The organism is Pseudomonas sp. LBUM1644 (assembly GCF_059716195.1).
Window position 1 is genome coordinate 1210558 of the sequence record NZ_CP166812.1, and the last position, 17632, is coordinate 1228189.

Consider the following 17632-nt stretch of genomic DNA (forward strand, 5'->3'; position numbering starts at 1 on the left):
GCGATCTGTTGATCTTGACCTTGTGTTCTCAAGATCAACAGATCGCAGCCTGCGGCAGCTCCTACAGGTATTTCAGAAATCTCTGATATTGAGTCAGGGAAGCCTGAATGCTGTACTCAAGTCTCGATTTCGCGAGGTTTCGAGACAGCAATAATGAAAAAACCACCGATGCTGAAGGGGTGCACCGATCCGGTGTTCGACCTGCTGGGGAAGTCACCCCACAAGGAGCGCCTCTCGGATTACCTTGCCCTGCTCAAGCCGCTGGATGATCAGGGGTGCTATCGACCTTTCGATGAATTGCGCTATCGCTGGGCGCCGGGGTTGGATGCGAATCTGTGCTGGGCGCTGGTGAAGAAAGCCCGGACCGCCCAGTACTCAAGTCTTTTGCCACTGGGCGATCCGCTTCAGTGGGGCCGCTTCGTGCTCACACCGGTGGCGCAGAAAGCTATCTCTGCTGTCGATCGCCAAGCGACTACCGCCGCGCTGGAATTCATGACCAGTCAGATCGGCGAGCATGCGCATTTCAGCTATCTGCTCAACGATCTGATCGAAGATGAAGCGATCAGCAGCAGTCAGCTCGAAGGCGCGGCGACCACCACGCGGGTGGCCAAGGACATGCTCAAGCGCAAACGCCTGCCGCGCACGCCGGATGAACGCATGGTGATCGGCAACTATAAAATGATGAACTTCGCCTGGGAAAAGCGTCATGACACCCTGAGCGTCGAGCTGATTTCAGCCATGCACCGGGTTGGCGTCGAGGGCATTGATGATGCGCAGTATTCGCCGGGGGCATTTAGAAACAACGATGACGTGGTGGTGCAGGATGGCGAGGGCAACATCGTGCATGTACCGCCTCCTGCGGCTGGGTTGGCGTGTCGTTTACAGATGCTGTCGAAGTGGATCAACCAGTCCCACAACGATCCCGACCAAACGGAATACCTTCACCCACTGATCAAAGGCATTGCTCTGCATTTTGCACTGGGCTATGAGCATCCTTTTCGCGATGGCAACGGCCGGGTCGCGCGGGCGCTGTTTTACTGGTTCATGTTCAAGAATGACTTCTCTGCCTTTCGTTACATTGCGATCAGCTTTTTGCTGCGTAATGCGCCCGTGAAATACGGCAGGTCATATCTGAACACTGAAGCGGATGACCTCGACCTGACTTACTTCATCGACTTCCAGAGTTTCATAGTGCTGCGCGCTGTCAGCGGTTTTACCGAGGCCTATCGGAAAAGCCTGGCCTATACCGACAGCTTTGATCGCTGGCTGTTGGAGTCCGGCTTTTTTGATCGATTGACCGAGAAGCAGCGGGCCGTATTCCAGGTGGCCAAGAGTGGGATGGCCAAGGAGTTCACGGCGGTTAATGTGAAGCAGAATCTGCACTGCTCTTACAACACCGCGTCGGCCACCTTGAACGGGCTGGTTGCGTTGGATGTGTTCGAGAAACGGAAGATGGGGCGGGAGTGGGTGTTCTTCCTGCGCCGAGCCCTGTAGGAGCTGCCGCTGGCTGCGATCTGTTGATCTTGAAAATCTAAATCAAAAGATCGCAGCCTTCGGCAGCTCCTACAAGTGATCGTTACAGCGTGCCGAATACTTTCTTGGCCAAACTGGTCGCCGCAGCCGCCGGGTTCTTGCGGATGGTTTCTTCCTGTTTGCCGATCATCTCGAACAAGCCGTTCAACGCCTGCTCGGTCACGTAGTTTTCGATGTTGGCGTTCTTCGCATCCAGCACACCAAGCGTGGCAGCTTGGCCCGCAAACGAGTTGTACTGCTTCGCCAGGCCGACCTGGTCGGTGGCTTGCTTGACGATGGGCAGGAACTTGACGCGGATTTGTTCGCGGCTGGTTTTGCTCAGGTACTGGGTGGCCGAGTCGTTGCCGCCGCTGAGAATACCCTTGGCATCTTCCACGGACATTTTCTTCACTGCATCGACGAGGATCGGCTGGGCCTGGGTGACGGCGGTTTCGGCGGCTTTGTTCATGCTGGTTTCCAGCTGATCAACCTGGGCGCCCATGCCGAAGGCCTTCATCTTGCTGGCGACTTTGCCCAGCTTGCCCGGCAGCTCGATTTTCACGTCCGGGTTGTTGCTGAATCCGCCGGGTGTGCCGAGTTGTTTCACGGCCAGTTGCGCGCCTTGGGTCAGGGCATCCTTGAGGCCGCCGGTGGCGTCTTTTTGCGACAGGTCTGTAAGAGACAACGCCATCGCGTTGGCGCAAATCATCAAACCTGCGCACAGGCCGGCTAAACGAAGGGTAGGGCGGAGCATGGCAGCTTCCTTGTTCAAATAAGAGATTTAACGGACGGCGTCGACGCGGATTTTCAGGGGCTGCGGGTCTTTGCCATCAAGCTGCACGGCGTGATTTTCGGTGGTGATGAACAGCAACTTGCCGTCGACTTCGATCCGCGCGCTGACTGAGTAGCGATGACCCGGTTTGACCAGCGCCGGATCGTAACTCAGATGAAACGGCAGCGGCACCTGGCCTTTGACTTGACCTTTCTGTTCGTCGAGGACCACGGCCGGCGCATCGGCCAGCGACACGTCCTGCAAGCTGACGCTCAGGGTGGCGGTGGGCGGCAGGGCGATGCGTTGCAGGTAGAAGACTTCGCCATCGAGGCTGGCTTTAGGGGCGGTTTGCAGGGATTGGCAGGCGCTCAACAATGCAGCAAGCGCCAGGAGAGAGAGTTTTTTCATGAAGCGGATCCTTGTCATCGGCGCCCGAGGAAGAACGGCGCCAACGACAATTTAGCGGATTTTGCCGGCAATATCGCCCGGCAAGGTGTTGCAGGCGCCTGGCGCAGCGTCAGGCGCCGTGACAATTACGGTTGTGGTTTGTCGTTGACCATGTGAACCAGAATTTCCAGTGGCTGCAGATAGTCGACATCCAACTCTACCGGGTGGTGTTCAGTGGTGGTGAAAATGAGCCGGTCTTCAAATTTGATTTGCGCACGGATTGCATAGGTGTGGCCAGGCAGGACGTCTGCCGAGCTGTATTCGAGGTTGAAGTTCAAGCCCGCGACTTCAGCATTTGGGGTGATCTGAGCGGCAAGCTGCCTGGCCGGTGCATCAGCCAGGGAGACATCTTGCAGGCTGACGTAAAGCGTCGAGTTAGGGAACAGTCCAATCCTTTCACGATAGTGAACAGTGCCGGTGATGCTCTTGGTGTATTCGTTGCTCATTATGATTTCCTTATCCAATGACTCGTCGAAGATGACGAGCGCCAAGCATATGCGTTGAACCTGCAAATCGCCTGTAGGGGATTTCCTATAATCAATGACGAATCTTCATGAACGTCCTTGTTCATGTCGTCTTCAGAGCATTTAAGGTGCAGTGGGCTGCAACTGATCTGCCGCATCTTCACTGCGGTGCAGTGCCACCTGGCGAATCGACAAGCGAATCTCCGCTGGCAACACCCGTTTGGCCGCGCCTTCGGCCAGTTCACCGAGCAGCTCGTGATAGCTCAATTTGCCGGCTTCATCGCGCTTGAGCACATCGAGATCCAGCATCGTCTGGATGAAGTGGCGGAACAGGCTCTTGTCGAAAAATTCCGGAGCGTTCAGGCCATGCAGAATCGACAGGCGCTGGGCCATGACCGTGCACAAGTCTTCCAGTTCTTCGGCGCTGATGCTGTTCTGGCCGCTGTTGAGCAGCAGGGAAACGGTCATGTAGAAGCGTTGCAGGGTCTGGGCAATGCTTTTCGACAGCAGCGTCAGCAGTACGAAATGCCGCGAACTCGGTGCCGGACGCAGGTACACGTCATTTTCGAAACGTAGCAAACCTTGCTCGACGAAGGCTTCGAGCCATTGGTCAATCACAGCATCCAGTTCGTCCAGTGACCAGCGGATGAACAACTCCGATTGCAGGTACGGATACAGCGCGCGGGCGTAGCGCAGGATCTGCTCGCGGCTCATGCGCGACGCGCTCTGGAAGAAACTCGCGAGCAATGCCGGCAACGCGAAGATGTGCAATACGTTGTTGCGGTAGTAGGTCATCAAGACGGCGTTTTGCTCGTCCAGATACAGAATCTTGCCCAGGGCATCGCTCTGTTCGGACAGCAAATCCATGTCCTTCACATGTTCGATCAGCGCCCGACCATCACCTTCCGGTAGCGTGGTGTGTGGCGAATATGGAACCTTGCGCAGCAACGCCAGATACAGATCGAGCACCCGCGCCATGGCGCGATCGTCCAGCGCCAGACGGCTGGTGGACAGCAACGCCAGGGCCACCAGGTTGACCGGGTTGATTGCCGCCGCTTCGTTCAAGTGCTGCGCGACTTTCTCGCCGAGACGGTTGGTGGTTTCGTTGAGCCAGGCCGGTTTGAATTGCGGGCCAAGTTCCTGTTTGCGCCAATCCGGCTGTTCGCTGTCGAGGAACTCCGCCAGTTTGATCGGCTCGCCAAAGTTCACCGCCACTTGGCCGAAGCGCTGCTTGAGCGCGCCGATGACTTTGAAGATGTCTAAGATCGATTCTTTCTTCTTGCTCGCACCACGCAATTCGCCGAGATAGGTCCGGCCTTCCAGCACCCGTTCGTAGCCGATGTACACCGGAATGAACACGATCGGCATCCGCGACGAACGCAGGAAGCTGCGCAGGGTGATCGCCAGCATCCCGGTTTTCGGTTGCAGCATGCGTCCGGTGCGCGAACGGCCGCCCTCGACGAAGTATTCGACCGGGAAACCTTTGGTGAACAGGGTGTGCAGGTATTCGTTGAATACCGAGGTGTACAGCGGGTTGCCCTTGAATGTGCGGCGCATGAAAAACGCTCCGCCACGGCGCAGCAGGCTGCCGATGACCGGCATGTTGAGGTTGATCCCGGCGGCGATGTGCGGCGGGGTCAAGCCGTTGCGAAACAGCAGGTAGGACAGCAGCAAGTAGTCGATGTGGCTGCGATGGCACGGCACGTAGATCACTTCGTGACCCTGGGCGACCTTCTGCACGCCTTCGATGTGGTTGACCTTGATGCCGTCGTAGATTTTGTTCCAGAACCAGCTCAGCACCACTTCCAGAAAGCGGATGGCGGTGTAGGTGTAATCCGAGGCGATCTCGTTGCCGTAGCGCAGGGCCTGGGCCTTGGCTTTCTCCGGGGAGATGTTTTCGCGCTCGGCTTCGTCGAGGATCGCCTGTTTGACCAAGGGCTGATTGAGCAAGCCCTTGACCAGGTTGCGACGGTGGGAAATGTCCGGGCCGATCACGGCCGCTTTCAGGTTGCGGAAGTGCACCCGCAGGATGCGTTGGGCCATGCGTACGGTGCGTTCGTGGCCCTTGTTGTGGTCGATCAGTTCGCGCAGGTGAATCGGTGCGGAAAACTGCACGCGGGTCTTGCGTCCCAGCACGATGATGCTGAGCAAGCGACGAAGGCGCCCGGTGACCGCCCAACTGTCGGCGAACAGCAATTTCCAGGGGCTCGACTCGCTGTCGGGCGACTGGCCCCAGAACACGCTGACCGGAATGATCTGCGCGTCTTCGGCGGCGTTCTGGCTCAGGGCACTGACCAGGCGGGTCAGGGTCGGCGGTGCGCCGCGCTTGTCCTGGCGGCCGAGCCAGTCGGGCTCGGGTGTCAGGTAGAAGAACGCGGCAGGCTCCAGCAGGTTACCCACCGATACCGGCAGCACCGGACGCGGAAGGCCGGCTTTGGTGCATTCGGTGTCGACCACGGCGAGGTCGGTCAGCGAGGGGTTTTGCAGGACATAGAACACCGGACGACTGCGGTCGAGGTTAAGGGTGAACGACGACTGGTTGATCGTCTCCGAGCGAACCCAGAGATAGAGCAGCCGGCGCAGGGTGCCAAACACAAGACGGCGGAGCGGGGAACGGGTCATACGGCTTCTGCGTGAGTGGAAAAAACCGAGCATTTGCTCGGGCGCTCGATAGTGTGCCGTATTCGCTGAAAATCGGCAAAAAAGCGCCTAAGTAAACTTGAGTTGAGAGTTTTCGCGGCTGTCATATACTCGGCCGTTCAAAATAAAAATAAGGGGGTAACGAGACATGGCTACGCGCGAAACCGGCAATGTGAAATGGTTCAACGACGCCAAGGGCTACGGCTTTATTCAACGCGAGGACGGGGTGGACGTGTTCGTGCATTACCGCGCGATTCGCGGCGAAGGGCACCGTTCGCTGGCTGAAGGTCAGCAGGTTGAATACGGTGTGGTGACTGGCGAAAAGGGTTTGCAGGCTGAGGATGTGGTGGGTCTGTAAAGATCAAGATCAAAAGATCGCAGCCTTCGGCAGCTCCTACATGTGTACACATGACCCTGTAGGAGCTGCCGCAGGCTGCGATCTTTTTGGTTTTACGCGGTTTTCCAGGTGATTTCTTCTTCACCATCAGCGCTGATGCGCATCCAGCGATCCGCTGTTTCTTCACCTTCTTCCTCAACCCACGTACCCGGCGCGCAACGCACTTCAACGTTCAGCGCAGCAAATGCAGCGCGGGCGCAGGCGATGTCGTCTTCCCACGGCGTCTGGTCACTTTCCAGGTACAGGCTGTTCCATTTTCCTACGGCTTTCGGCAGCCAGGTCACCGGCACGTTGCCGGCCTTGCACTTGTAGGTCTGACCTTTCTGAACCCAGTCGGTGCACGGGCCCAACGCAGTGCCGAGCCAGGCCGCAATGGCCTTGTAGTCGACGTCGGCGTCTTTCAGGTAAATCTCGATATCGGGTTGGCGCATGGATGTCCTCACTGCGGGTCTGAAAAATCCATTCGCGGATTTAGCCGGCCTCGAGCTGTTGCTCAAGACCCAAAATTATTGAAGTACAAAGTAATCGTAACGCATCGACACGGTGACCTCGAACGGTTCAGCCTGCTCAATGACCGCCGCCCGGCGTTCGGCACTGGCTCGCCAGCCATGCGGCGTCATGGCCAGCAGGTTGGCGCGATCCTGGCCGCTCGAAAGCATCAGTTTGAATTCCAGTGTTTCGCTGTGCTGCAGCGCCATGCCTTCGGGCACCAACGCCAAATGTTTGTCGTCGGTGTACTCGCGCACCTCGTCGTACAGCCGCTCGCGCAACTCCATCAGATGGCCGCTGGTCGGCCCGACTTTCATCAAGCCACCGCCGGGGCTGAGCAGGCGCTTGGCTTCTTCCCAGTCCAACGGACTGAAGACGCTCGCCAGAAACTGGCAACTGCCGGAGGCCAACGGTACCCGCGCCATGCTGGCGATCAACCAGGTCAGTTGCGGATTGCGTTTGCAGGCGCGTTTGACCGCTTCCCGGGAGATATCCAGTGCGTAACCGTCTGCGTTCGGCAGGGCCTCGGCGATTTGCGCGGTGTAGTAACCCTCGCCACAGCCGATGTCCAGCCAGCGCTGGGGTGCGTATTGCGCCGCCAGTTCCGCCAGGCGTTTGGCCACCGGCGCGTAATGGCCGGCATTCAAGAAGTCGCGGCGGGCTTCGACCATCGCCAAGTTATCCCCAGGGTCGCGGCTGTTCTTGTGCTGCACTGGCAACAGGTTCAGGTAACCCTGGCGCGCGCGGTCGAAACGATGCCCGGCGGGGCAGGCCACGCCGTTGTCCACCGCGTTCAGCGGTTCGCTGCAGATCGGGCAGGCGAGCATCAGGCGAGCAACTTGATCAGGGTCTGGTAGTAGATTTCGGTCAGCACGTCGAGGTCGGCGGCCAGTACGCGCTCATTGACCTGGTGGATCGTCGCGTTGACCGGCCCCAGCTCAACCACTTGCGTGCCCATGGTCGCGATGAAGCGCCCGTCGGAGGTGCCGCCGCTGGTGGAAGCCTTGGTTTCGCGACCGGTGATGTCCTTGATGCTCGACGCGACGGCATCCAGCAACGCACCCGGCTCGGTCAGGAACGGCAGGCCGGACAGTGCCCAGTCGACGTGCCAGTCCAGGCCATGCTTGTCGAGGATATCGGCGACGCGTTTTTGCAGGCCTTCGACGGTGGATTCGGTGGAGAAGCGGAAGTTGAACACCGCCACCAGGTCACCCGGGATCACGTTGGTTGCGCCAGTGCCGGAGTTCACGTTGGAGATCTGGAAGCTGGTTGGCGGGAAGAAATCGTTGCCGTGGTCCCAATGCTCGTCGGCCAGTTCGGCCAGGGCCGGGGCGGCGAGGTGGATCGGATTCTTCGCCAGGTGTGGATACGCCACGTGACCCTGCACACCGCGTACGGTCAGCTTGGCGCCGAGTGAGCCGCGACGGCCGTTCTTGACCACATCACCGACCAGGGTAGTGCTCGACGGTTCGCCGACGATGCACCAGTCCAGGCGTTCCTTGCGCGCGGCCAGGCGTTCAACCACCGCTTTGGTGCCGTGATGCGCCGGGCCTTCTTCGTCGCTGGTGATCAGGAAGGCGACCTTGCCCTTGTGATCCGGGTAGTCGGCGACGAAGCGTTCGGCGGCTACGGTCATGGAGGCGAGGCTGCCTTTCATGTCCGCCGCGCCGCGACCGCAAAGCATGCCGTGTTCGTCGATCAGCGCGTTGAACGGGTCGATCTGCCAGGCGGTCACCGGGCCAGTCGGGACCACGTCGGTGTGACCGGCAAAGCACAGCACCGGACCGTCGTGCTTGCCGTGGGTCGCCCAGAAGTTATCCACATCTTCGATGCGCATCGGTTCCAGCGTAAAACCGGCATCGCCCAGGCGCTGCATCATCTGCTTCTGGCAATCGGCGTCGACCGGCGTCACGGACGGACGGCGGATCAGGTCGATAGCGAGTTGAAGGGTCGGCGAAAGGTCGGCGTGGGCCGTCATGTAAAAACTCCGAGGTGCACACGGTAATCCTGTAGGAGCTGCCGCAGGCTGCGATCTTTTGATTTTGTTTTTTTAAAAACCAGATCAAAAGATCGCAGCCTGCGACAGCTCCTACAGTGGAAAAGGGCGATCATTCTAAAGCAAAACGGCGACCCGAAGGCCGCCGTTTGACGTTATCCAATAACGGATTACGCCGTTGCAGGCTCAGTCTCGACCACCGGTTTGGGCAGTGAAGACAGGAACGCCATGATCAGCGCCGCCAGGTACGGCAGCGACTGCACCAGCAACATGATCACCCAGAAGCGCATGTCGTTGCTCGGCAAGCCATTCACCAGGAAGATCCCCAGCGCCGCGCCCCACAACAGCAGCATGATGAACACCTCTTCGCGCGCCTCCGAAATCGCCACCCAGAAACCGTGGTTATCGGCGTTTTTCGGCGTACGGAAAAACGGAATGCTGCTGGTGAAGAAACCGTACAGCACCGCTTTGGCGATGGTGTGCGACAACGCCAGGCCGGCCAATGCGGCGCAGAACGCATCCTTCAGGTTGACCCCGACCGCGCGACGGTACAGGAAGATGATCTTGCCAACCTTGAACACGAACAGCGCCAATGGCGGGATTGCGAAAATCAGCAGCGGAGGATCGACCCGCTGCGGCACGATGATCATCGCCGCCGACCACAACAGGGCGCCGACCGTGAAGAAGATGTTCATGCCGTCCGCGACCCACGGCAACCAGCCCGCGAGGAAGTGGTAACGCTGGCCACGGGTCAGCTCGGTGTCCTTGCCGCGCAGCAGGCTGGCGGTGTGGCGCTTGATGATCTGAATCGCGCCATAGGCCCAGCGGAAACGCTGTTTCTTGAAGTCGATAAAGGTATCGGGCATCAGGCCTTTGCCGTAGCTGGTGTGGTAATACGCCGCCGACAGGCCTTTTTCGAATACGCGCAGGCCCAACTCGGCGTCTTCACAGATGCACCAGTCGGCCCAGCCGAGCTCTTCGAGCACCGAACGCCGGGTCATGGTCATGGTGCCGTGCTGGATGATCGCGTCGCGGTCGTTGCGGGTGACCATGCCGATGTGGAAGAAGCCTTTGTATTCCGCGTAGCAGAGCTTCTTGAAGGTGCTTTCGTTCTGGTCGCGGTAATCCTGTGGCGATTGCACCACGGCGATTTTCGGATCGGCGAAGTGCGGCACCATGTGCTTGAGCCAGTTCGGGTCGACGCAGTAGTCCGAGTCGATCACCGCAATGACTTCGGCATCTTTGGCGGTGTGCGGAATCAGGTAGTTCAACGCCCCACCCTTGAAACCGGCCAGCGGTGCAACGTGGAAGAACTTGAAGCGCGGGCCCAGGGTTGCGCAGTAATCACGCACCGGTTCCCAGACCGCCGGGTCCTTGGTGTTGTTGTCGATGATCAGGACTTCGAAGTCGGGATAATCGAGGTTGGCCAGCGCGTTGAGGGTCTGTTTGACCATCTCCGGCGGCTCGTTGTAGCACGGCACGTGGATCGAGACTTTCGGTCTGTAGTCCGAATCGCCCACCACTGGCAGGAATTCACGCCGGCGCTTGTGGGTCCAGACCGCTTCGGCCAGTTCGTGGGCCTCGGTCAGCAGTACGATAAAGACCCCGAGTGCGCCGAGCGCCAACAGGAAACCGACCGTCAGGCTGAACCAGGTGCTGTATTGCTGGCTGTAGTCGTAACCGATCCACACCAGTACCGAACCGCAAAGGAACGCGATAAAGGTCAGGAACGTGCGGCCACGTTGACGCAGGGCCGAACCGTCGATCATCAGCAAGGTCAGGGACAGCAAGGCCAATACCGCCGAACCGATGGCCAGCACGCGCCATTGCGGAATCGCGACCACCGGGCCTTCAAAGTTGAATTTTTGCTGGCGCGCGGCGTTGAACACACCCCAATACGCGCCCACCGAGCCTTCATCCGTGGCCTTCCACGGTTGGTCGAAGGCTTCGATCACAAAGTAGTTGAAGCCTTGGCGGTTGAGCTTGTTGACCAATGTGCGCAGGTAGATTGCCTGATCCGCAGGGCTCGAATCAGTGCCGCCACGCATGCGGCCGTTGCTCGGCCAGCCAACCTCCGACAGCAACAGCGGTTTTTTCGGGAACAATTTCTTCAGGTCGCGAGCGCGGTCGAGAACAAATTGGCCGGCCTTGTCCACCGGGATGAACTCCCAATAGGGCAGAACGTGCGCAGCGATCAGGTCGACGTGCTTGGCCAGTTCCGGGTGCTCTTCCCAGACGTGCCACTGCTCGGACGTGGTGACCGGTACTTTCACGGCGGCACGGACGCGATCGAGGATTACGCTCAGTTCCGCGGCGGTAATTTCCTTACGGAAGATCGCCTCGTTACCTACAACCACGCGAACCACACTGCGGGAGGTGTTGGCGAGTTCGATGGCGCGGGTGATTTCGCGTTCATTGCGTTCCTGGTCCGGGCTGATCCAGATGCCCAGCGTCACCCGCAGACCGAACTCTTCGGCCAGTTTCGGGATGTCTTCCAGGGTGCCATCGACCGAGTAAGTACGGATGTTATCCGTCAACTTGCTCATGATCTCCAGATCGCGACGCATCTCATCGTCGGTCGGGTACTGCTCTTTCTGTGGGTACTGGCCTTGCTGGAACGGCGAGTACGAAAAGCCGGAGATCTGTTCTGGCCAGTTGGGGGCGGTGACCGGGCGGTTGATCAGTGCCCAGAAGCCGGTAAACAAGGCAGCGATGGCGAGCACCACCACCAGGTTGAGTCCAAATTTACGCGATGACATAGCTATTTCGGGTTCCAAAGGCTGTGGAACGAAGGAACGGTCGGCGATTGCCAAGGGGCGCGCATCCTACACCGTGCTTTCCCTGACCGTACAGCAGGCAGGGAAAAGCCTCACATTTGGCACTGAAGTTTGTCTTAAGTTCTTACACTTGTAGCTTGAAGCTTAAAACTTATCGCTGCGAAGCCCTATAATGCGCGCCGGTTTTTGGGGTAATGGTCATGAGTACAGAAGATCCGCGGTTTGCAGGCATCGCCCGTTTGTATGGCATCGAAGGCCTGGAGCGCTTGCGCGCGGCCCACGTGGCGATCGTCGGCGTCGGTGGCGTCGGTTCCTGGGCGGCGGAAGCCGTTGCGCGTTGTGGCGTGGGCGAGATTTCGCTGTTCGACCTGGACGACGTGTGTGTCAGCAACGCCAACCGTCAGTTGCATGCACTGGACAGCACCGTCGGCAAACCCAAGGTCGAAGTGATGGCCGAGCGCCTGCGCGGGATCAACCCGGACTGCACGGTGCACGCGGTGGCGGATTTCGTCACCCGCGAGACCATGGCCGAGTACATCACGCCGAACATCGACTGCGTGATCGACTGCATCGACAGTGTCAACGCGAAAGCGGCGCTGATTGCCTGGTGCAAGCGGCGCAAGATCCAGATCATCACCACGGGGGGCGCGGGCGGGCAGATCGACCCGACGCTGATCCAGGTGTGCGATTTGAACCGTACCTTCAATGACCCGCTGGCCTCGAAAGTGCGCTCGACCCTGCGCCGCGACTACAACTTCTCCCGCACGGTGACCCGCCATTACAGCGTGCCGTGCGTGTTTTCCACCGAGCAACTGCGCTACCCGAAACCGGATGGCAGCATTTGCTTGCAGAAGAGTTTTGTCGGGGAGGGCGTGAAGCTTGACTGCGCTGGCGGTTTTGGCGCGGTGATGATGGTCACGGCGACATTCGGCATGGTTGCAGCGACCAAGGCTGTGGATAAAATTGTGGCAGGTGTTCGCCGCCCCGCGGACCGCATCAAACCTGAGGTTTAAAGGCGACCCCCCTGTAGGAGCTGCCGAAGGCTGCGATCTTTTGATTTTGATTTTTAAGATCAAAAGATCGCAGCCTGCGGCAGCTCCTACAGGGTTGTGGCAAGTTCATTCATCCGCTGTAGCACAGCATTAAGGCCATTACTGCGCGAAGGAGAGAGCTGACGGCTCAGCCCGAGCTGATTAAACCACTCAGGCAAATCCACCTCCCGCAACTCAACCGCCGACAACCCGTTAACCCGCGCCAGCAACAACGCCACCAACCCGCGAATCAACCGCGCATCGCTGCTCGCGGCAAACTGCCAGTGACCGTCCTGCAGCGAGCCCACCAACCACACCTGGCTTTCGCAGCCATGCACCCGGTTGGCGTCCATCTTATCCACATCGCTCAACGCCGGCAGACGGTCGCCCCACTGCATCAGCAGCCGCGCCCGTTGTTCCCAACCGGCAGCGTTCTGAAACGTCTCCAGCGCCGTGACGGCATCGGCAGGCAGACTCATCGCAACAACTCCAGCGCCTGATCCAGCGCCTCGAAGAAGCGCTCCAAATCCTCGGAATTGTTGTACAGCGCCAACGACACCCGAATCGCGCCGGCCAGTTCGAAGCCTTTCAGCAACGGCATGGCGCAGTGATGTCCGGCGCGCACCGCGATCCCCTGTTCCGTCAGCAGGTGCGCCAGATCCGAGTTATGCACACCCTCGACGACAAAACTTGCCAACGCGAGTTGCGGTTTACCCAGCAATCGGATGCCGTTGCGCGCCTCCAGACCTTTGAGCAAATAGTCATGCAGTGCCGCCTCATGAGCCGACACTGCGTCCTGGTCGAGCCCGGCGAGGTAATCCAGCGTAGCGCCCAGACCAATCACACTGGCAATTGGCGGCGTCCCTGCTTCAAAACCCAGTGGGGCAGGGCGAAAGCGTGCGCTGTGATAATCCGCGTCGAGCACCATTTCGCCACCGAATTGCCAGTGGTGCAGTTGCTTGAGCGCATCATTGCGACCGAACAGCACGCCTAAACCATCAGGGCCATAGAGCTTGTGACTGGAAAACACATAGAAGTCGCAACCCAACGCCTCCACGTCATGCCGACCATGGACCACGCCCTGAGCGCCGTCGACCACGGTCAACGCGTCGTGCGCCTTGGCCATCGCCAGCAAGGCGGGCAACGGTTGCCAGGCGCCGAGCACGTTGGACAACTGACTGACCGCCAACAAACGGGTTCGCGGACCCATCAACGACGCTGCAGCAGCAAGGTCAATCAGACCGTCGGCATCCAGCGGCAGAATCACCAGTTTCAACGCGCGACGGTGGGCCAGTTGCTGCCACGGCAGCAGGTTGGCGTGATGTTCCAGTGCGCTGATGACAATCTCATCGCCTGGATTGAACAGGTGTTCCAGGCCATAGGCCAGGAGGTTCAGCGCGGACGTTGCGCCATGGGTAAAGATGATCTGCCCGCACTCGCCGGCGTTCAGCCAATGCGCGACTTTGCTGCGGCTGGCTTCGAACGCCTGGGTGGCGTGGGCGCCGGGCAGGTGTTGCGCCCGATGCACATTGGCTGCGCCGTTGACGTAGTAATGCGCGAGGGCATCCAGCAGGGCTTGGGGTTTTTGCGTGGTGGCGGCGTTGTCCAGATAGGTCTGGTCTTGCCGTTGCAGAGCGGCGATGGCCGGAAAATCGGCGCGCCAGGGTGACGGAATCATCATGTTGTTCGGCCCTGGTGAACATGGGCGAAAGTGCACCTGACCTGTGTAGGAGCGAGCTTGCTCGCGATGAACGTTAACGATAACGCGCGGCACCAGACGGCACGCGTCGTCCATGTGTTCTTCGCGAGCAAGATCGCTCCTACAAGGTGATCGTGTGGCTTAGTTGTGAGCGTGCAGCGCTTCGTTCAGTTCGATCGCCGATTTGTGGGTTTTGCATTCCACGGCACCGGTTTCCGAATTGCGGCGGAACAACAGGTCAGGCTGACCCGCCAGTTCACGAGCCTTGACCACTTTGACCAGGTTGTTGTTTTCGTCCAGCAGCGCCACTTTGGTGCCGGCGGTCACGTACAGGCCCGATTCAACGGTGTTGCGGTCGCCCAACGGGATGCCGATACCGGCGTTGGCGCCGATCAGGCAGCCTTCGCCGACCTTGATCACGATGTTGCCGCCGCCCGACAGGGTGCCCATGGTCGAGCAACCGCCGCCCAGGTCCGAACCCTTGCCGACGAAGACGCCTGCCGAGACACGACCTTCGATCATGCCCGGGCCTTCGGTGCCGGCGTTGAAGTTGACGAAACCTTCGTGCATCACGGTGGTGCCTTCGCCGACGTAAGCGCCCAGGCGCAGACGCGCCGCATCAGCGATTCGCACGCCGGCCGGCACCACGTAGTCGGTCATTTTCGGGAACTTGTCCACCGAGAACACTTCCAGCAGCTCGCCACGCAGGCGGGCTTCCAGTTGATGCTCGGCCAGTTCGGCCAGGTCGATCGCGCCCTGGCTGGTCCACGCCACGTTCGGCAGCAACGGGAACACGCCGGTCAGGTTCAGGCCATGCGGCTTGACCAGACGGTGCGATAGCAAGTGCAGCTTGAGATAAGCCTCAGGTGTGGAAGTCAGTTGCGCGTCGTCGGCCAGAATAGTCGCGACCAACGGCTTGTGGCTCTCGGCCAGACGGGTCAGCAGGGCAGCCTGTGCAGCGTCGACACTTTTCAGCGCTTCAGCCAGTTGCGACGCCTGGGCAGTGCTGAATGCGATGGCCTGATTGCCTTCGGTGTAGCCCAGAACAGGGGCGATGGCCGCGACCAGTTCGGCCGAAGGATTGAGCAGTGGCTGCGCGTAAAACACTTCCAGCCATGCGCCTTGACGGTTTTGAGTGCCGACACCAAACGCCAGGCTGAACAGGGTAGTGGACATGTAAATACCTCTAACGAAATTGAACGGGCTGGCTTACTTGAGCGCTGCCGCGTAGATATCTGGCTTGAAGCCAATCAGGGTTCGGTCACCGAGATCGAGCACCGGGCGCTTGATCATCGAGGGTTGCGCGAGCATCAGTTCGATGGCTTTCGGCTGGTCGAGATCGGCTTTGCGTTCGTCGTCGAGCTTGCGAAAGGTCGTGCCTGCACGGTTCAACACCACTTGCCAGCCGTGCTCATCGCACCATTGGGTCAGGTGTTCACGGTCGATTCCGGCCGTTTTGTAATCATGAAAGTCATAGCTGACAGCGTGTTCATCGAGCCAGGTGCGCGCCTTTTTCATGGTGTCGCAAGCTTTGATGCCGAAAAGGTGCAACGTTTTGCTTGAAACGGTCAAGGAATTGCCCCCTTTACAGGTGCTGGAAAAAAAAGGTGAAGGATTATGCCATGACCGGACGGTTTCGCGTCGGTCATGGTTATCATTCCACCGCCGCTCCCACAAGGATTTCGGTGTTTCAGGGTGATGCGACATCAATGCAACGGTCAGAGCGCAGTCTAAGCCGCTAATATGGCACTTCAATGCTGTCGATTGCCTGGGAACCCGGCTTTTATGCAAACCGCCTACACCGCCCTGATCATGCAAGCGATCCTCAATCCTTTGGGTAAGCCTTGCACATCATCGCAATGTCACCGGGACTGATAGCCCAGCTTTCCGATTGTCCCCAGCCTCCAAACGTCCATTCCGAGCGAATTTCGTAATGCATGACAGAGTCTCCGTCATACGGCTCGTAAGTATGTTGGGCACTTCGCGGCAAGGGTAAGACGTTTTTGTCGACAGTGTTTTTGCCCCAGCCATAGTGTTTTGCGCAGTATCTGTACGTGCTCTGTACATCCCATGGTATTTGCGAGGCAGGGTGCTGGTGTGCGTGTTCAGCTCCCAGCGCATGTCCAAATTCATGCAAAACGGAGTATCTGAAGCGTCGATCTCCAGGAACCCAATTGAGAAACATACTGGGCCCACGTCGCTGTTCGTCAGTACCACCGATGTCGTCAATTAGTGCGTCTGTGCCGATTTCAGAGCTCTGAACCCTGTTCGGAGGATTGAGGAAAATTCGGATGTCGCCAATATCACCCGTTACAAAATCAAACTGCAGGTTGACGAAAGATAACCATTCACTGGCGGCAACCCGTACCGCATCGATCGCTTCGGTACTTGCGTTGTACATGGCAATTTTGAGTGTTTTTCCGGGTGTCCAGTATTTGGTGTGAACGCCTATGTTTCTTGGAAGAGGATTTGATGGGTTTCGATGGGCATTTAGAGGGTTTTCTTGAATGGCCGCTTTAAAAGATGCCGAGTTGCTAATGGGGTGTTTAGTTTTGCAAGGGGTGAATCGTTGCATGGGTATTACGTCCTTGTATCCGCTTTGGGTTTTTTGGGGCGGTTTTTCCGATTTAGGTGAAAAGAGTTTTTATTTTTTTGGATAAAGTAATTTCATTGATTTCTTGTCTTTTTTGCTGATCTTGCGATTGATCGGGAGTTTCCAGTTACCCAGTGTCAACGTGTTTGGTACTGGGTAGTGCATGATGGATTTTTTGTCGTAAGACAAATAAAATGCATCCGCTGTGTTGAAGGAGGTAAATATGTGCCTGTCAATTTGTGCCCGAGTGAGTGGGTTCATCTCGCGGTTCTGATAGAACTCATACACCGCCGGTTTATCCCAAGGGATATTTGCGTGCGGGTGCTGGTGTTCATGCATCGCACCCAGTGCGTGACCGAATTCATGAGTCACAATGACATCGAAGTCCTCATGTTCAGGTTTGACAGCAAGGTTCATGGTGGGCATGTCAGGATGAATGAGCAGTGCGTTGGTTCCCAGCACAGAGCTGTTTTTATTGTTTTCGGTGGCAATACGAATGTCGCCCTGATTATCATCGACGAAATCAAAGCTCAGGTTGACATAAGGTAACCACTGGTTCGCTGCGTTAATGATTTTCTGTTTGTGGTCGGCCGGCAGGTCATTCATAAAAGCAATTTTCAACGTTCGACCGTTGGTCCACAGTTTTGGATAGTTCACCAGCGATCGTTTGCGGCGATTACTGCGGGTGGACTCAGTATTGGCAGCGCTTTCGGCCATGGCGGCCTCATGAGTTGCCGGATGTTCTGTCCACTGTATTGGCTGATAGTCTGAAATATCATTCATTATCGGTCTCTTCCTTGAGGTTTGGAGTTAGC

17 protein-coding genes are annotated in these 17632 nt (G+C 58.2%); 3 read left to right on the forward strand and 14 right to left on the reverse strand.

Going from position 1 to position 17632, the window contains the following annotated elements:
* Positions 1-153: 153 nt before the first annotated feature.
* Complete coding sequence (locus ACA052_RS05510) at positions 154-1494, forward strand: Fic family protein (protein ID WP_497648746.1); 1341 nt, start codon at positions 154-156, stop codon at positions 1492-1494.
* An 82-nt stretch (positions 1495-1576) separates the two neighbouring features.
* Here ACA052_RS05510 and ACA052_RS05515 read toward each other — a convergent pair whose 3' ends face one another.
* The 4 genes from ACA052_RS05515 to plsB all read right to left on the reverse strand — a co-directional run bounded on the left by ACA052_RS05515 (position 1577) and on the right by plsB (position 5817).
* Entirely contained in the window at positions 1577-2266 is a 690-nt protein-coding gene (locus ACA052_RS05515; protein ID WP_497648747.1) for a DUF4197 domain-containing protein, read from the reverse strand.
* A 27-nt stretch (positions 2267-2293) separates the two neighbouring features.
* Positions 2294-2692, reverse strand: a complete 399-nt coding sequence (locus ACA052_RS05520; RefSeq protein ID WP_497648748.1) for a YbaY family lipoprotein — start codon at positions 2690-2692, stop codon at positions 2294-2296.
* A 125-nt stretch (positions 2693-2817) separates the two neighbouring features.
* The gene (locus ACA052_RS05525; protein WP_497648749.1) at positions 2818-3177 is read right to left on the reverse strand and encodes a YbaY family lipoprotein; all 360 of its coding nucleotides are present in this window, start codon (positions 3175-3177) and stop codon (positions 2818-2820) included.
* Between the two features lie 141 nt (positions 3178-3318).
* Complete coding sequence (plsB, locus tag ACA052_RS05530; protein WP_497648750.1) at positions 3319-5817, reverse strand: glycerol-3-phosphate 1-O-acyltransferase PlsB; 2499 nt, start codon at positions 5815-5817, stop codon at positions 3319-3321.
* 166 nt (positions 5818-5983) lie between these two features.
* Between plsB and ACA052_RS05535 the strand changes: the two genes are divergently transcribed.
* Entirely contained in the window at positions 5984-6193 is a 210-nt protein-coding gene (locus tag ACA052_RS05535; protein WP_008146705.1) for a cold-shock protein, read from the forward strand.
* Between the two features lie 92 nt (positions 6194-6285).
* On the opposite strand, the gene ACA052_RS05540 is transcribed toward ACA052_RS05535, so the two are convergent.
* From ACA052_RS05540 to ACA052_RS05555, 4 genes are all read right to left on the reverse strand, one after another.
* Positions 6286-6663, reverse strand: a complete 378-nt coding sequence (locus ACA052_RS05540) for a hypothetical protein (RefSeq protein ID WP_497648751.1) — start codon at positions 6661-6663, stop codon at positions 6286-6288.
* Positions 6664-6738: 75 nt separating this feature from the next.
* Positions 6739-7548 carry a putative RNA methyltransferase gene (locus ACA052_RS05545; protein ID WP_497648752.1) on the reverse strand — a complete coding sequence of 270 codons (810 nt, stop codon included), beginning with the start codon at positions 7546-7548 and terminating at the stop codon, positions 6739-6741.
* Entirely contained in the window at positions 7548-8699 is a 1152-nt protein-coding gene (gene dapE, locus ACA052_RS05550; RefSeq protein ID WP_497648753.1) for a succinyl-diaminopimelate desuccinylase, read from the reverse strand. Before dapE ends, ACA052_RS05545 begins: the two co-directional genes overlap by 1 nt.
* 188 nt (positions 8700-8887) lie before the next feature.
* Positions 8888-11476, reverse strand: a complete 2589-nt coding sequence (locus ACA052_RS05555) for a glycosyltransferase (RefSeq protein ID WP_497648754.1) — start codon at positions 11474-11476, stop codon at positions 8888-8890.
* Positions 11477-11694: 218 nt separating this feature from the next.
* Between ACA052_RS05555 and tcdA the strand changes: the two genes are divergently transcribed.
* Complete coding sequence (gene tcdA, locus ACA052_RS05560; protein WP_497648755.1) at positions 11695-12507, forward strand: tRNA cyclic N6-threonylcarbamoyladenosine(37) synthase TcdA; 813 nt, start codon at positions 11695-11697, stop codon at positions 12505-12507.
* A gap of 86 nt (positions 12508-12593) precedes the next feature.
* Here tcdA and ACA052_RS05565 read toward each other — a convergent pair whose 3' ends face one another.
* From ACA052_RS05565 to ACA052_RS05590, 6 genes are all read right to left on the reverse strand, one after another.
* Positions 12594-13004 (reverse strand): SufE family protein, encoded by a 411-nt coding sequence (locus tag ACA052_RS05565; protein ID WP_497648756.1) that lies wholly within the window; start codon positions 13002-13004, stop codon positions 12594-12596.
* Entirely contained in the window at positions 13001-14206 is a 1206-nt protein-coding gene (locus ACA052_RS05570) for an aminotransferase class V-fold PLP-dependent enzyme (RefSeq protein WP_497648757.1), read from the reverse strand. Before ACA052_RS05570 ends, ACA052_RS05565 begins: the two co-directional genes overlap by 4 nt.
* Positions 14207-14365: 159 nt before the next feature.
* Positions 14366-15400 carry a 2,3,4,5-tetrahydropyridine-2,6-dicarboxylate N-succinyltransferase gene (gene dapD / locus ACA052_RS05575; RefSeq protein WP_497648758.1) on the reverse strand — a complete coding sequence of 345 codons (1035 nt, stop codon included), beginning with the start codon at positions 15398-15400 and terminating at the stop codon, positions 14366-14368.
* Between the two features lie 33 nt (positions 15401-15433).
* Positions 15434-15796, reverse strand: coding sequence for an ArsC family reductase (locus ACA052_RS05580; RefSeq protein WP_007949322.1), 363 nt, complete (start codon positions 15794-15796; stop codon positions 15434-15436).
* A gap of 253 nt (positions 15797-16049) precedes the next feature.
* Positions 16050-16799 (reverse strand): zinc metalloprotease, encoded by a 750-nt coding sequence (locus ACA052_RS05585; protein WP_497648759.1) that lies wholly within the window; start codon positions 16797-16799, stop codon positions 16050-16052.
* 69 nt (positions 16800-16868) lie between these two features.
* On the reverse strand, positions 16869-17600 hold the full coding sequence (locus ACA052_RS05590) for a M12 family metallopeptidase (protein ID WP_497648760.1): 732 nt from the start codon (positions 17598-17600) through the stop codon (positions 16869-16871).
* Positions 17601-17632 lie beyond the last annotated feature (32 nt).

What these genes read in the sequence shown, in the direction of transcription:
- tcdA (WP_497648755.1), top strand. Translation starts at nt 11,695, where the DNA reads ATGAGTACAGAAGATCCGCGGTTTGCAGGCATCGCCCGTTTGTATGGC.
- ACA052_RS05510 (WP_497648746.1), top strand. Translation starts at nt 154, where the DNA reads ATGAAAAAACCACCGATGCTGAAGGGGTGCACCGATCCGGTGTTCGAC.
- ACA052_RS05535 (WP_008146705.1), top strand. Translation starts at nt 5,984, where the DNA reads ATGGCTACGCGCGAAACCGGCAATGTGAAATGGTTCAACGACGCCAAG.
- ACA052_RS05570 (WP_497648757.1), bottom strand. Translation starts at nt 14,206, where the DNA reads ATGATGATTCCGTCACCCTGGCGCGCCGATTTTCCGGCCATCGCCGCT.
- ACA052_RS05515 (WP_497648747.1), bottom strand. Translation starts at nt 2,266, where the DNA reads ATGCTCCGCCCTACCCTTCGTTTAGCCGGCCTGTGCGCAGGTTTGATG.
- dapD (WP_497648758.1), bottom strand. Translation starts at nt 15,400, where the DNA reads ATGTCCACTACCCTGTTCAGCCTGGCGTTTGGTGTCGGCACTCAAAAC.
- ACA052_RS05545 (WP_497648752.1), bottom strand. Translation starts at nt 7,548, where the DNA reads ATGCTCGCCTGCCCGATCTGCAGCGAACCGCTGAACGCGGTGGACAAC.
- ACA052_RS05585 (WP_497648759.1), bottom strand. Translation starts at nt 16,799, where the DNA reads ATGCAACGATTCACCCCTTGCAAAACTAAACACCCCATTAGCAACTCG.
- ACA052_RS05565 (WP_497648756.1), bottom strand. Translation starts at nt 13,004, where the DNA reads ATGAGTCTGCCTGCCGATGCCGTCACGGCGCTGGAGACGTTTCAGAAC.
- dapE (WP_497648753.1), bottom strand. Translation starts at nt 8,699, where the DNA reads ATGACGGCCCACGCCGACCTTTCGCCGACCCTTCAACTCGCTATCGAC.
- ACA052_RS05540 (WP_497648751.1), bottom strand. Translation starts at nt 6,663, where the DNA reads ATGCGCCAACCCGATATCGAGATTTACCTGAAAGACGCCGACGTCGAC.
- ACA052_RS05590 (WP_497648760.1), bottom strand. Translation starts at nt 17,600, where the DNA reads ATGAATGATATTTCAGACTATCAGCCAATACAGTGGACAGAACATCCG.
- ACA052_RS05555 (WP_497648754.1), bottom strand. Translation starts at nt 11,476, where the DNA reads ATGTCATCGCGTAAATTTGGACTCAACCTGGTGGTGGTGCTCGCCATC.
- ACA052_RS05520 (WP_497648748.1), bottom strand. Translation starts at nt 2,692, where the DNA reads ATGAAAAAACTCTCTCTCCTGGCGCTTGCTGCATTGTTGAGCGCCTGC.
- ACA052_RS05525 (WP_497648749.1), bottom strand. Translation starts at nt 3,177, where the DNA reads ATGAGCAACGAATACACCAAGAGCATCACCGGCACTGTTCACTATCGT.
- plsB (WP_497648750.1), bottom strand. Translation starts at nt 5,817, where the DNA reads ATGACCCGTTCCCCGCTCCGCCGTCTTGTGTTTGGCACCCTGCGCCGG.